The following is a 14,755-nucleotide window of genomic DNA, read 5'->3' as shown; positions in this document are numbered from 1 at the left end:
AATAAATATACTTACTAAAAGTTATTAAGCAATATTGCTTGTACGAAAGCGGATTGATATTTAAGGAATTAGGGGTATCGAAACCAGTTGAACAAGTTTTCAAATGAAGTGAATGGTGCGATGACTAAACAAGAAGAGAGGTCTAGAAAAGGTGTGCTTTGAGATTCTAAATCAGTAGAAAAAACATCTTTGTTTGCTGCCTTTTTTAGTTGTAATGGGCTTTGATCACTACTTTGGAAACTGTCGCTTTTTCTACTTCTTTTTTTTATACAAATGTGGTACGGTAAAAAGGAAATATATCCAAATTCGAATTTTCTAAATATTATCCATGTAATTGAAAAGGGGACTGTGCCTGTGAATTGGAGAGATACATACGTAAAATGGATAGAGGATCAAAATTTAGACAATGAATTACGAGTTTTGCTTGAGCAATTAGAAGGCGATGATGCGTTACTTGAGGATGCGTTTTATAAAAACCTTGAGTTTGGGACAGGTGGAATGCGTGGGGAAATTGGCGCAGGAACGAATAGGATGAATGTCTATACAGTTCGCAAGGCAACGTTGGGACTAGCTCAATATATAGAATCATTTGGTGAGGAAGCGAAAAAGCGCGGTGTAGTCATTGCCTATGATTCTCGTCATAAGTCACCAGAATTTGCCTTAGAAGCAGCCAAGACCCTTGCGACTTCTGGAATTAAAGCCTACCTCTCAGATGAACTGCGCCCAACTCCAGAATTGTCCTTTGCCGTTCGAGAATTAAATGCGACAGCGGGAATTGTGATTACTGCAAGCCATAATCCACCTGAATATAACGGTTATAAAGTATATGGTCCTGATGGTGCTCAATTGCCACCAGCTGAGGCAGATAAAGTTATTCAATATGTGAATGCAATTGAAAATGAACTTGTTCTTCAAGTTGGAGATACTGAAATATTAAAGGAAAAAGGGCTTATCGTTTCCATTGGAGAAGAGTTAGATACAGCTTATAATGAACAATTGTTAAGCATTCCAGAAAGTCCATTACTTGCAGCGGAAACGGATATTTCAATTGTCTTTTCACCGCTTCACGGTACAGCTAACAAATCTGTGCAACGTGCATTGAAAGATCTAGGATATAAGAACGTTCACGTTGTAAAGGAACAAGAGTTTCCTGATCCGAACTTTTCTACTGTTTCCTCGCCAAATCCAGAGGAACCAGCGGCATTTGAATTGGCCATAGAGCTTGGTAGCCAAGTAAATGCGGATCTATTAATAGCCACCGATCCAGATGCTGATCGTCTAGGAGTCGCTGTGAAAGACTTGGATGGAAAATATGTGGTTTTAACTGGAAATCAAACGGGTGCATTGTTCTTGGACTATTTATTAAAACAAAAACAACTAAAAGGTACATTGCCTGCAAATGGCGTTGTATTGAAAACAATAGTGACTTCTGAAATCGGCCGTACAATTGCTGCCAGTTATGGGTTAAAAACCGTAGATGTCCTTACTGGGTTTAAATTCATTGCCGAGAAAATTGGTCAATATCATCAAACAGGTGAACACCAGTTTTTATTTGGATATGAAGAGAGCTATGGCTATTTAATTAAAGATTTCGCTAGAGATAAAGATGCCATTCAATCTGTTGTTCTAGCTACAGAGGTGTGTGCGTATTACAAACAACAAGGCATGACATTGTATGAAGGGTTATTAGAAGTTTTTGGAAAATACGGCTTCTATTTGGAAGGATTACAATCACTTACTCTTAAAGGAATTAATGGGGCTAGACAAATTCAAGGTATATTGAATGAGTTTCGTGAAAATCCACCAAAAGAAATTGCTGGTAAACATGTAGTTGTACAAGAAGATTACCAAAGCAGTCAAAAGTTCTTTTTATTAAAAAATGAACAAACTCCAATTGACCTACCTAAATCGAATGTACTAAAGTATTTTTTAGAAGATGGCACCTGGGTATGTTTACGACCATCAGGTACGGAACCGAAAATCAAATTTTACTTTGGTATTCAAGGAAAGACGATGAAAGATGCGGAAGAAAAATTGTCAGTAGTGATGGAAGACTTCATGACAAGTATTCAACAATTGATTTAATGAGCGTTTAGGTAAAGAAGAGAGGATGTCTTATAAGGGTCTGACTTCGCACTATAATCAGTATTAGTGTCTCATACACTTAATTAATACTGGATTTAGTTGCAAGGTCTATCTCTTTAGGACATCCTCTCTTCTTGTATATATTTTTCCAATTTGCAGAAGCTATTGCAAAACTAGCTTGGAAGCAACTCAAAATAATCTGTTGTATTTTCAGCTGCGTGATCGAGATAACGAAGTAATGTATATAAATGTGTTTCAATAAGCCTGTAGTCGTGATTAAAGTGGTAGGCGTGTAAAAAACGTTCAATCTTTTTTGAAAGAAAATGATCTTTCGTACGGACCATTAAAATAAGCAAATTATCCCATTCTGATCTGTGTGTGTAAAACAAAGCTCTGTCATAATCCGTTTTAGTCATAAAAGTTCCTCCTTACTAAGGAGCTATTTGTAGTTTGTGTAAACGCGCTCGTTCATTACAATGTAAAATGTGGAGATGTCGCTGAAACGGGATTGTTGCTTTTTACCTGGTTAAAGAAATTTTTGCACCATTAAACTGTCACATCAGTAATATTCCCTTATTAAAATTGAGTAGGTGGGGTTACCACCTGATTAAACGTAGGTGGTGCATGTATGAAAAGATTCATCGTATCCATAGTAGGAACCTTGATTTTGCTTAGTTATCCCCTTCAAGTTGAAACAAAAACAAAAACTCCTGTTTATTCTGTTTTGCAATATGAAAAAGAATTAATGGATTTGAAAAAGCGCTACCATCTTAACTTGATGTCGATTGGTCACTCTGAAAAGGGAAAGGATATTTGGGCAGTTAAGCTAGGAAAAGGAAAAAAATCTATTTTGATTAATGGCTCGCATCATGGCAGAGAATGGCTCTCTACCTTATTAATCATGAAAATGATCAAAGCATATGCTAAAGCTTATGAATATAATGTAACCATTGATGGGTATCCCACAAATATATTAGATGAAGTCAGCCTTATATTTGTTCCTATGGTAAACCCAGATGGTGTTCAAATCCAACAGGGGGATTTATCCGCATTTGACCTCAAGGAAAAATGGGCATTGTTTAGGATGAACAACTTTAGCACGAACTGGTCAAGGTGGAAAGCGAACGCAAAAGGGATAGATTTAAACCGTCAATATCCTGCTGGGTGGAATGAAGTGGATACAAATACACAGACACCACAATATCAATTTTATAAAGGAAAGAAACCACTAGAAGCTTCTGAAACAAAAGCTCTCTACCTGTTTACTAAACAAATTAAACCAATACTTGCTGTTTCTTATCATACTTCAGGACGAGAAATTTTTTGGTATTACCATAATAAGCCGGAGAATATCTTACGTGATTATAATCTAGTGAAAAAAGTGACGGCCCAAACAGGATATAAACTGTCGATTCCTAAGGAAAATGCCAATGGAAGTGGATATACAGATTGGTTCATTAACGAGTTTGAACGACCAGCTATGACGATTGAGTTAAGCCATCTTGTCGATGAAACGAGCCCTCCTATTGATGTGATTTATGAAGAATGGAATCGCAACCGTTCTGTTTTATTGATGCTTGCATCAGAAGCATATTCAACACTTTAGAATAAGGAGAAAAATATGATCCATACTATAAGATATACCATTGTAACAGGAGGGAAAAGATGAAGAAAATCATAGGAATACTTATATTCATTCTCAGCTTTAGTACGTTCCAACCAGTTATGGCACAAACTCCAGATTATGAAAAATACGGTAAAATCGCGATTGCTGTTGTTCAAGAAAATTATCCGGCTGAAGAAGTCACTGACTATGAATATAAAGGCCGAAAACAATTGGAAAAAGATGTAGTCGAAGATGATTTTCTTTTCTTGGTAGCTGAAGGTGGAAAAGAATTCAATGTGCTTGTGAAAATCAAACATAGCCTAGCTAATAATAAGCTATTAAATTTAACAGTTGAAGAAAGTAAATAAAGAGAATTGTAAGACATAGCTGGAAGCTGTGTCTTTTTGTATTGAGGACACAGGATTAGTGAATTTTTCCTTTGCGTTATGGTCACTTGTTTGGAAAAAAGTGAAAGGCTTTTAATTAGAGCCATGCCAACTTCCGTCATGTTCCCTCGTTTTTTTCATACATTAATATAAGGAAGAAAAAAGGGGGAGAGGCGGATGAATACAGCTGATCAGAAAGCCTTGGAAAATGCGATAAGTGAAATTACAGAGATTGCAGAGGGGTTCGGATTGGATTTCTATCCGATGCGGTATGAAATTTGCCCGTCAGAAATCATCTACACATTTGGTGCGTATGGGATGCCAACTAGATATTCTCATTGGAGCTTCGGAAAACAATTTCATAAAATGAAGATTCAATATGACTTTGGATTGAGTAAAATATATGAATTGGTAATAAATTCGAATCCTTGCTATGCATTTTTGTTAGATTCAAATTCACTCATACAAAACAAATTGATTGTTGCGCATGTTCTTGCTCACTGCGATTTCTTTAAAAATAATGTACGATTTCAGAATACGAAGCGTGATATGGTCGAAAGCATGGCAGCCACGGCTGATCGGATTCGTCAATATGAGATTCTACATGGTAAAAAAGAGGTTGAAACCTTTCTAGATGCAGTATTGGCCATTGATGAACATATTGATCCGTCTTTAATCCGGCCAAAACTATCTTGGTCCAAGGAGGACGAAGACAATGATGAGGATGAAATTAAGCCTATTGCCTCCGCATATGATGATTTATGGTCTTTGGATCATACTGAAAAACCAATCCGTAGTGTTGGGAAGAAGAAAAAGAAATTCCCTCCACAGCCAGAAAAGGACATCTTACTATTCATTGAACAATACAGCCGCGATTTAACAGAATGGCAAAGGGATATATTAACAATGATGCGTGAAGAAATGCTTTATTTTTGGCCACAGCTTGAAACAAAAATTATGAACGAAGGCTGGGCATCTTATTGGCATCAAAGAATCGTTAGAGAATTGGATTTGACAACGGGAGAAGCTTTGGAATTTGCCAAGCTAAATGCCGGAGTGGTTCAACCGTCACGTACAAGTATAAATCCATATTACCTTGGGTTGAAAATTTTTGAAGATATTGAAGAACGATATAATAATCCAACTGATGAAATGAAGAAACTTGGCGTCAAGCCGAATTCTGGGCGTGAAAAGATGTTTGAAGTTCGAGAAATCGAAGCGGATATATCATTTATAAGGAATTATTTGACAAAAGAATTAGTGACAAGGGAAGATATGTATCTGTTCCAAAAACAAGGAAAAGATTACAAGGTAGTAGATAAAGCATGGGAGCATGTGCGGGATCAGCTCGTTAGCATGCGAGTAAACGGTGGCTTTCCATATATTACGGTTAATGATGGTGATTATTTGAGAAACGGTGAGCTTTATCTGAAGCATTGGTATGAAGACATTGAGCTGGATTTGAAATATTTAGAGAAGGTTCTTCCTTATATTTACCAGCTTTGGGGACGCACTGTTCATTTGGAATCGGTAATGGAGAAAAAAGAAGTACTCTTTTCGTATGATGGAAAAGGTGTTCATCGGAAATATTTATAAAGTGAAACTTCAATCAGTAGGGGTTTTACTGCCCGTTAAAGCGGGATAAAGGGTAAGGATGTCTTATAAGGGTCTGATCTCATTCTAAATCAGTATGAAGTGTTTCTTATACTTATATCTTAAACTGATTTTAGTTTTGCTGGTTCTGACCTTTTGGGACATCTTTTGTTATTTAGCCAAATGTAGAATTATTAGAAGTAGATGTATTGATTCAGTTCTTACAAATTAAAGAAAGATTGCCAATAGGGCTTGTTATCTTGAAACCAGGAGCTTACACTTTACCTAACTTGCAGGGGAGGGATAAAAAAATGAAAGCTAAATATTTAATAATTATGATGATCTGTATTTTGCTTGGGTTAGTGTCAGCGTGTTCAAATACCACTATGGAAGAAAAGAAAAATGATAACGAAGAAGAACATGTTGGACATGTTATTGGCGATATTCGGGAAGAAACAACTGGAGTGAACGAATTGCCAAAATTTTTGGATGATAAGCCAGATGATATGAAATTAATCTATACCGCCGTTGCCAATCATAAAGAGTTGCTTGAAAAAATTCCTTGTTATTGTGGATGTGGTGAAGCAGTAAACCATAAAAATAACTATGATTGCTTTATTTTTGAAAACAAAAGTAATGGTGCAATTACTTGGGATGATCATGGAACAAAATGTGGTGTCTGTTTAGAAATAGCTTCACAATCGGTGATTGATTATAGCGAAGGAAAGTCTATTAAAGAAATTCGAAAAGCCATTGATAAAAAGTATGAGAATGGATACGCTAAGCCCACACCAACTCCAGAAGTTTAAAAATGAGACCATCCATCTATCATTTACCTGCCATAAATGCTTGATGGAAGGTCTGCTTTTTTTTGTATCGAAAAAGTGGCTGAAATTTAATAACATTCAAACAATTATTTGACTATTGAAATCATGCTTTATATACTAATAATCAAACAAACATTTGAATAATGGGGGGTGGAAAAATGAAGCAAACAGATGTATGTGAAGTAACTTGTGTCGATGAGCCAAAAGTAAAAAGAGTTAAAGAATCTGTATCTAATCAAAATACAATGGCTGTCTCACAAATTTTTAAAGCGTTATCTGATGATACAAGAATTAAAATCGCGTTATCGTTATGTGAAGAAGATGAATTATGTGTGTGTGATATTGCCAATATTGTTGGATGTACAACAGCAACTGCCTCACATCACTTAAGGCTACTTCGAAATTTAGGATTAGCTAAATATAGGAAAGAGGGTAAATTAGTCTTCTACTCTTTAGATGATGATCATGTTAGGCAACTAATCCAAATTGCATTTACGCACCAAAAGGAGGTGGAAGTGCATGAATCATAAATTAGACATTTCAGAAGAAAAAACAGTATATAGAGTTCAGGGCTTTTCTTGTGCAGGCTGTGCTGCAACATTTGAAAAAAACGTCAAGAACTTGGATGGGGTAACGGATGCGAGTATAAATTTTGGAGCATCGAAAATCACGGTGATTGGTAAAACCTCAATCAAAGCGCTAGAAAAAGCGGGTGCGTTTGAAAATTTAAAAGTGACGCCTGAAAAACAACGAATTGAAGTTGTTAAAGAGCCTTTTTTGAAAAAGCATTCAACTGTTATCGGTTCGCTGGTCTTTTTATTATTAGGATATCTTTATGGACAATTGAACGAGGTAGAAAGTGTGCCGACAATATTAGCTTACGTAATTTCTATGATTATTGGTGGTTATCGTCTATTTACCACAGGATTTAAAAACTTGATTCGTTTTCAGTTTGATATGAAGACATTAATGACGATCGCGGTAATAGGCGCTGCTGTTATTGGGGAATGGGGGGAAGGAGCTACCGTTGTCATTCTTTTCGCAATCAGTGAAGCATTAGAATCCTATTCAATGGATAAGGCTCGCCAATCGATTCGCTCCTTAATGAATATCGCCCCGAAAGAAGCGTTAATTCGCAGAGGTACTAAGGATTTCTTAGTAGAAGTGGATGACATTAAAATTGACGATATTATGATTGTTAAGCCGGGCCAAAAAATTGCGATGGATGGAGTCGTAGTAAACGGTCAATCGACTATTAATCAAGCGGCTATTACAGGTGAATCGGTGCCTGTTGCTAAAGAGGTGGATGATGAAGTATTTGCAGGAACATTAAATGAGGAAGGTTTGCTTGAAGTACGGGTTACTAAACTTGTGGATGACACAACGATTGCTAAGATTATTCACTTAGTTGAGGAAGCACAAGCGGAACGAGCCCCTTCTCAAGCTTTCGTGGATCGATTTGCAAAATACTATACACCCGTGATTATGTTAATAGCCTTAGGGCTAGCTGTTATTCCGCCGCTAATGTTGGATGCTGATTGGAACAAGTGGGTTTACCAAGGATTAGCTGTATTGGTGGTAGGCTGTCCTTGTGCCCTAGTTATTTCAACGCCTGTTTCGATTGTAACAGCAATCGGAAATGCTGCCAGAAATGGTGTCTTAATTAAAGGAGGAATCCATTTGGAGGAGATGGGCTCAATTAAAGCCATCGCTTTCGATAAAACGGGGACATTGACGAAAGGTGTACCTGTTGTAACGGATTATCTCCCACAAACAGATATGAACTCGGATGAGCTTCTAGCCATTACTGCAGCTTTAGAGAACGGGTCTCAACACCCATTAGCCTCAGCTATTATGAAAAAGGCAGAAGATGAAAGGATCTCTTATAAAGAAATTAGTATCAAAGACTTCATAGCCATTACAGGGAAGGGCGTAAAAGGACAGATTAAAGATGAGACGTATTATGTAGGAAGTCCCTATTTATTTAGTGAAATAATTCAGCAAGGAATCCCGGAAACAATGGAAGAAACGATCACTGAATTGCAAAATCAGGGGAAAACAGTCATGTTGTTTGGTACTTCAAATCGTGTGTTAGCCTTGTTAGCGGTCGCGGATGAATTGAGGGAAAGCAGTAAGGCGGTTATAGAAAAGCTTCACTCACTAGGTATTCAGAGAACGATTATGTTGACGGGGGATAATGTAGGTACAGCAAAGGCAATTGGAAACCAGGTTGGTGTTTCTGAGATTGAGGCTGAGTTACTTCCCCAAGACAAATTAGCTTTTATTAAGGATCTGAGAAGTAAATATGAAAAAGTAGCTATGGTTGGAGATGGTGTAAATGATGCGCCGGCACTTGCTGCATCCACGGTCGGAATCGCAATGGGCGGTGCTGGAACTGACATTGCTTTAGAGACGGCGGATGTCGCCCTAATGGCAGATGATTTAGAAAAACTGCCATATACGCTAAAACTCAGCAGAAAGGCTTTATCAATTATCAAACAAAACATCACATTTTCATTAGGCATCAAGCTAGTAGCTTTATTATTAGTAGTACCTGGATGGTTGACACTTTGGATCGCTATTTTCGCAGATATGGGTGCTACAATACTTGTTACTCTCAACAGCTTACGGCTTCTTAGATTAAAAGACAAATAAATGAGAAAGATGCTTCAGAGGGATGATACTACAGATAGTTTAAATGTATTGTAAGGGGAGCTTGCGCTACGTTGAATAACAAGTGGAATATCTTTATTTATAAGTGGTGGGCACCAGTATATGATTACGTCTTTAATACGGGATTGTTTTTAAGAGCGAGAAAAGAAATTTTTGATGTAGTAAGTCCTGAACAAGGAAGTAAAGTTCTAGTTATTGGTGTTGGAACCGGAGCGGACCTTCCTTACCTTCTCAATAAGGGATATAAGATTACTGCAATTGACTACTCTACAGATATGTTGAAACAGTCAAAAAAGAAATTTGCTGATCCATCGATAACATTTAGAGAAATGGATGCGCAGCAGTTGCTGTTTGAGAATGAAACATTTGATTTTATCGTCGCTAACTTAACTCTAACAGTTGTACCAGATGCGAAAAAAACTATAAAAGAGATGGTCAGAGTATTAAAAAAGAATGGAAGATTCTTAGTGTTTGATAAGTTTGTACCAAAAAATAAAAAGATGAGTATAGGGCAAAAAGTATTGCGTCCAATCATTAAAGTAATCGGTACTGATATCGGGCTAGATTTTTATGAAGTTTACAAAATTGTCGAAAATGCTTGCGAAATTATCGAGGATAAACATGTTATGATGAAAGGGTTGTATAGAAAAATATTAGTCAAAAGAAAGGATCGATAATGAAAAAGTTACTCTTTATATTGATATGTATGTTCATATCAATCCCTACAATGGCAAGTGCACACACTAAACTAGTTTCATCCAATCCTAAAGAAGGTCAAATTGTGACCGACGAACTTAAAGAAATCACGCTCGACTACGCAGGAACGGTTGAAAAACTAAGCACCATGAAGGTATTGAAAGATGGAATAGAAGTACCACTTTCTCAAATCCTAGTACAAGACAAGCAAATGGTTGGAACACTATCTGCACCACTTGAGAATGGTTCATATATCATTGATTGGAATATTGTGGGGGAAGACGGGCATCCCATAACTGGCAAGGTTTCATTCACTGTACAAATAGAACAAACGAGTGATAGAAATGAAACAACATCACCAAAAGTAGAAGAAAACAAACAAGAGAATGAACAGCAAGATAAAATAGAGACTCAAACAGAAGATCAAACAAAAGATCAAACAAAAGATCAAACAAAAGATCAAACATCTACCAAAACAGTAACAACAATTATTACAGTACTTCTTTTAGCCATTTTAATCATGGGTCTAGTTGTATTGTTCAAGAAGAAACGTAAATGATGAATATACTAATTCCGATTTCGGAATTTGGAAATTATCTGATGTTTTCGATTTTGGCCGGACATATCGCATTGCAGTTTGTACCAGAAGAAAGTAAGCCAAAGCTGAATGTCTCTAAATCTGTATTACTACTTTCAACTCTTGGTGTCATTATTTTTACTTTAATGCCGATTGTGAAAGTCATCTCCTATTTTACGGACAGTGTAGGGATGCAGCAGGCGACCATGACAGTACTAACTGAATTTCAGATTGGAAAGTCGTGGGTTTTCATAGGTTTTATGGCAACGTTTTTGTGGATGACCATCTATGTAAAAGGATCTAAATATTTACAAGCATTGTTGTTATTCTTAATGATTCTGGGAGTAGGATATGCTAGCCATAATGCATCGCTGTCTTTTTGGAAGGGGCTATTCTCTCATACGACACATTTTTTAATCGTTTCTTTATGGACAGGTATACTCATACATATTTCATGGTTTTCAAAAAATCATTCCTCTTGGTTAAAATTTTTGCGCTGGTTTACACCATTTGCTATCGTCTGTTTAGTCGTAATTGTACTAAGTGGATTTATGTTGATGATACCTATTGTAGAACCGAAAGATTATGTGAAATCTTGGGTCTTACCCTATGGACAGATGCTGTTGCTAAAACATATTAGCATTATACCTGTCGTTGTTTTTGCTTTTGTTAATGGATTTCTAGTGAAAAAAGCAATGAATCATTCTTCTTTCAACCCACGTCCGTGGTTAATTTGTGAAAGTATTTTATTAATGTTTGTATTCTATTTCACCGCTGTAATGGGGACATTATCGCCCCCTCATGCGATTGATATGACAGTTATTTCTGAAGGTGCCTCTACATGGGTAGAATGGATATTAGGTAAAGATATTGTTGTTCCGTTGCATGTACAGTTCATACCATTTTTTCAAACTATATTGTTAATCATTATGTCATGTGTATTTTTGGCGATGATTATTGTAAGTTTTAAAAATAGAAAACCATATATAGGATTGCTATTCGGAATAAGTTTTATGGTTGCCATGTATATGGGATTGATGTTATCAATGACAGTATAGATCCATATACAAATATGTTGTTATTATTTCTAAATGTATTTCAAAGTCATCTTCTTGTTAAAGGAGGATGGCTTTTTCTTGTAATTTAATGTTTAGGCTATGTTAAAGCTCATTGTTGTTATTGGGACTATGTTGATTGCAGCGCAAGACGTGAGACACCTGTGGGAGATACGAGTCTCCCGGACCGCCCGCGGAAAGCGGACGCCTTTCGTTTCAATCACCTGGCAAGTATAACATACCCAATTTTTAAGACCACATAGCCTATTTAAATGAAAAGTTCTGGTGAAAGGATATTTAGATTGTCGATGCTACACATTTAGTTGGAGTTATTTCCAATAGGCTATGGAGAATGAAGCGAATTTTGAATGGGATCATGTATAATAAATATTACCAATATGTATTAGGGAGAATGTGAGTAAAGATGATTATTTATACGATTGCTGTTTTCTTACTTGCTGGATTAGCAGAAATTGGAGGAGGTTATCTCATTTGGCTATGGCTTCGTGAAGGAAGGCCCTTTTATTTGGGAATGTTAGGTGGACTTGCTCTAGCTTTATATGGAGTTGTTGCTACGTTTCAAACATTTCCTTCGTTTGGTCGCGTTTATGCAGCCTATGGGGGGGTATTTATTATACTATCAGTTTTATGGGGATGGGGAGTCGATAAAAAAACTCCAGATTTGTACGATTGGGTAGGTGCTGTCATTTGTTTAATTGGTGTGTCTGTTATGTTATGGGCACCAAGGCAATAATGGGTCAAGCAAAGAAAACGAATATAAGGTATAAAAAAGTAATATTAATTAAATTACATAACTGTTGTATGAAGCAGGGGATGTAATGAGTAACAAAAAATTTTAGCTTAGATTGACTTTTTCTTCCGAAGTTTCAAATAGAAATACATTATAACATGCAAAATTACAGCTTTTGTCTAAAAAATGATTGAAGTTCGTCTTGTTCTATGTTTTTTTCTTGTATAAGTAAGAATACTATTTATGGATAACACCTATACAATTGAGAAACAATATCTTTGTCTCCTTTGTCGCGACAAAGTTAGCTTTCTTCGTTATTGAATGCTTGAGACTCGTCCTTTACCATTAAATCATGATAATAATGAAGGGAAGAGAGAAAATGGCTCAACTTAATATAAAAGTAGCTGTACAAAAGTTCGGTAATTTCCTTAGTTCGATGGTCATGCCGAATATTTCAGCTTTCATAGCGTGGGGGTTAATTACTGCACTTTTTATTCCTACAGGGTTCTTTCCAAGTGAAAGCTTGGGTCAGATGGTTGACCCAATGGTTAAATACTTGCTGCCTCTATTAATAGGGTATACAGGCGGTAAGATTGTACATGATCAGCGCGGTGGTGTTGTTGGGGCTATTGCAACAATGGGTGTCATCGTAGGCGCAGAGATTCCAATGTTCCTTGGTGCCATGGTTATGGGGCCGCTTGGCGGTTATGCGATCAAGAAATTTGATCAGTGGACTGAAGGGAAGGTCAAAGCTGGCTTTGAAATGCTTGTTAATAACTTCTCAGCAGGTATACTTGGTGGAATTCTAGCTATTCTATCTTTTAAAGCAATTGGACCTGCTGTTACTGTGTTTACAGGATGGTTAGTCAGTGGCGTTGATGGGCTCGTAGCGGCAGGATTATTGCCTTTAACAAGCATCATCATTGAACCTGCTAAAGTCTTGTTCTTGAATAATGCAATTAATCATGGTGTTCTTTCACCAATTGGTATTGAACAAGTTAAACAGACTGGACAGTCGGTATTATTTCTACTTGAGGCAAACCCAGGACCTGGTATCGGCGTCTTGCTTGCTTATAGTATTTTTGGAAAAGGGACAGCTAAGAAATCAGCACCAGGAGCTGCTATTATCCAATTCTTTGGCGGAATCCATGAGATTTACTTCCCATATATATTAATGCGTCCGATGTTATTTTTTGCCGTTATACTGGGCGGAATGAGTGGCGTATTTACATTAGTTCTTTTAAATGGAGGACTATTCGCTCCTTCATCACCTGGTAGTATTCTAGCAATTGCCGCGGTTACTCCACATCATACAAGTGCGTTTATTGCGAACTTTGCAGGCGTCATAGTAGCTGCAATTGTATCATTTATTATTTCTGCTTTTGTTCTGAAAACAGGTAAGCAAACTGAAGAAAGCCTGGAAGATGCAGCAAAAAAAATGCAAGAAATGAAAGGCAAGAAAAGTTCGGTTGCAGATGTATTTGTCTCACAAGGTACGATGCCGGATAACGTGAATAAAATCTTCTTTGCATGCGATGCCGGAATGGGGTCTAGCGCAATGGGGGCTTCTCTTCTTCGCAAGAAAGTGAAGGAAGCAGGAATGGATATCGCTGTTACCAATACAGCTATTAGTAATCTCCCGTCTGATGCACAAATTGTCATCACACAAGAAGAACTGACACCAAGAGCACAGAAACAAGTACCGAATGCTTATCACATTTCAGTGGATAATTTCTTATCAAGTCCAGAATATGATCGATTAATCAGCCAATTAAAGTTTCCTGCCAATGCAGAGCTTCATGAAATCGTTGAAGAGGCTGAAGAAGTCGTACCTGGTAACCCTGATAGTGAGAATGACAATGATAGCTTACTTCGTCCGGAAAATGTATTTCTTAATCAAGAGTTCGCTAATAAAGAAGAGGCCATTCGCTTCGCTGGACGAGCATTAGTGAACGCTGGATATGTTGACGAAAGTTATATTGAAGCCATGATTGCTCGAGATGAAATGACTTCAACCTATATGGGAAATGATGTTGCGATCCCACATGGTACTGAAGAAGCGAAGAAAGCGGTCCTTAAATCGGGCTTTACCGTTTTACAAGTACCAAATGGAGTGGACTTTGATGGCCAAAAAGTACGATTGATTTTCGGAATTGCAGGAAAAGATGGTACACATCTTGAGATATTATCTGGAATAGCTGTGACGTGTTCCGATATGGAGAATATTGAAAAGTTAGTTGAAGCGAAAACAGCCCAAGAATTAATGGATATTTTAGGTAAAGAATAAATAATTTTATGTAACGTATTAGAAAAGTGTCATGTATATGCGCTTTTCTATTCCCTTTTATCCCGCATTAACGGGCAGTAAACCCCTGCCTCAAAACTTAGAGGAATCGAAGAAGATTAGGTAGGGGATAACTGCCCGTAAAAGCCGGATTGGTTCAACTAATATTCAGTTTGAAACTGAACACACTGATTGAAGTTTCACTTTATTTATGAGAAATGA

General features: G+C 37.1%; 13 protein-coding genes. 12 read left to right on the top strand and 1 reads right to left on the bottom strand.

Annotation, left to right across the window (positions count from 1 at the left end):
• Positions 1-354 precede the first annotated feature (354 nt).
• Positions 355-2,085, top strand: coding sequence for a phospho-sugar mutase (locus V179_RS0121535; RefSeq protein ID WP_028393316.1), 1,731 nt, complete (start codon positions 355-357; stop codon positions 2,083-2,085).
• Between the two features lie 173 nt (positions 2,086-2,258).
• On the opposite strand, the gene V179_RS0121530 is transcribed toward V179_RS0121535, so the two are convergent.
• On the bottom strand, positions 2,259-2,501 hold the full coding sequence (locus tag V179_RS0121530) for a YhdB family protein (protein WP_028393315.1): 243 nt from the start codon (positions 2,499-2,501) through the stop codon (positions 2,259-2,261).
• A gap of 212 nt (positions 2,502-2,713) precedes the next feature.
• Between V179_RS0121530 and V179_RS28475 the strand changes: the two genes are divergently transcribed.
• The 11 genes from V179_RS28475 (at position 2,714) to V179_RS0121475 (ending at position 14,536) form a co-directional block, all read left to right on the top strand.
• The gene (locus V179_RS28475; RefSeq protein WP_034302154.1) at positions 2,714-3,691 is read left to right on the top strand and encodes a M14 family zinc carboxypeptidase; all 978 of its coding nucleotides are present in this window, start codon (positions 2,714-2,716) and stop codon (positions 3,689-3,691) included.
• 59 nt (positions 3,692-3,750) lie between these two features.
• A complete protein-coding gene (locus tag V179_RS0121520; RefSeq protein ID WP_028393314.1) occupies positions 3,751-4,059 on the top strand; it encodes a DUF3889 domain-containing protein in 309 nt (102 codons plus the stop codon).
• A gap of 195 nt (positions 4,060-4,254) precedes the next feature.
• Positions 4,255-5,673, top strand: coding sequence for a SpoVR family protein (locus V179_RS0121515; RefSeq protein WP_028393313.1), 1,419 nt, complete (start codon positions 4,255-4,257; stop codon positions 5,671-5,673).
• 308 nt (positions 5,674-5,981) lie between these two features.
• Positions 5,982-6,479, top strand: coding sequence for a PCYCGC motif-containing (lipo)protein (locus V179_RS0121510; RefSeq protein WP_028393312.1), 498 nt, complete (start codon positions 5,982-5,984; stop codon positions 6,477-6,479).
• A 176-nt stretch (positions 6,480-6,655) separates the two neighbouring features.
• Positions 6,656-7,027 carry an ArsR/SmtB family transcription factor gene (locus V179_RS0121505; protein ID WP_028393311.1) on the top strand — a complete coding sequence of 124 codons (372 nt, stop codon included), beginning with the start codon at positions 6,656-6,658 and terminating at the stop codon, positions 7,025-7,027.
• Entirely contained in the window at positions 7,017-9,152 is a 2,136-nt protein-coding gene (locus V179_RS0121500; RefSeq protein WP_028393310.1) for a heavy metal translocating P-type ATPase, read from the top strand. The genes V179_RS0121505 and V179_RS0121500 overlap by 11 nt, the downstream gene beginning before the upstream one ends.
• A 71-nt stretch (positions 9,153-9,223) precedes the next feature.
• Positions 9,224-9,847 (top strand): class I SAM-dependent methyltransferase, encoded by a 624-nt coding sequence (locus V179_RS0121495; protein WP_028393309.1) that lies wholly within the window; start codon positions 9,224-9,226, stop codon positions 9,845-9,847.
• On the top strand, positions 9,847-10,425 hold the full coding sequence (locus V179_RS0121490; protein WP_028393308.1) for a copper resistance CopC family protein: 579 nt from the start codon (positions 9,847-9,849) through the stop codon (positions 10,423-10,425). The genes V179_RS0121495 and V179_RS0121490 overlap by 1 nt, the downstream gene beginning before the upstream one ends.
• Positions 10,422-11,501 carry a copper resistance D family protein gene (locus V179_RS0121485; RefSeq protein ID WP_235179184.1) on the top strand — a complete coding sequence of 360 codons (1,080 nt, stop codon included), beginning with the start codon at positions 10,422-10,424 and terminating at the stop codon, positions 11,499-11,501. The genes V179_RS0121490 and V179_RS0121485 overlap by 4 nt, the downstream gene beginning before the upstream one ends.
• 421 nt (positions 11,502-11,922) lie before the next feature.
• Positions 11,923-12,252: a YnfA family protein gene (locus V179_RS0121480; RefSeq protein WP_200868692.1), complete on the top strand. Its 330-nt coding sequence runs from the start codon at positions 11,923-11,925 to the stop codon at positions 12,250-12,252.
• A 376-nt stretch (positions 12,253-12,628) separates the two neighbouring features.
• Positions 12,629-14,536, top strand: coding sequence for a PTS mannitol transporter subunit IICBA (locus V179_RS0121475; protein ID WP_028393305.1), 1,908 nt, complete (start codon positions 12,629-12,631; stop codon positions 14,534-14,536).
• Positions 14,537-14,755 lie beyond the last annotated feature (219 nt).

This window comes from Bacillus cihuensis, assembly GCF_000504145.1.
Lineage (GTDB): Bacteria > Bacillota > Bacilli > Bacillales > DSM-1321 > Peribacillus > Peribacillus huizhouensis.
Note: the sequence above shows the minus strand (reverse complement) of the source record. Positions and strands in the feature narration are given on the sequence as shown.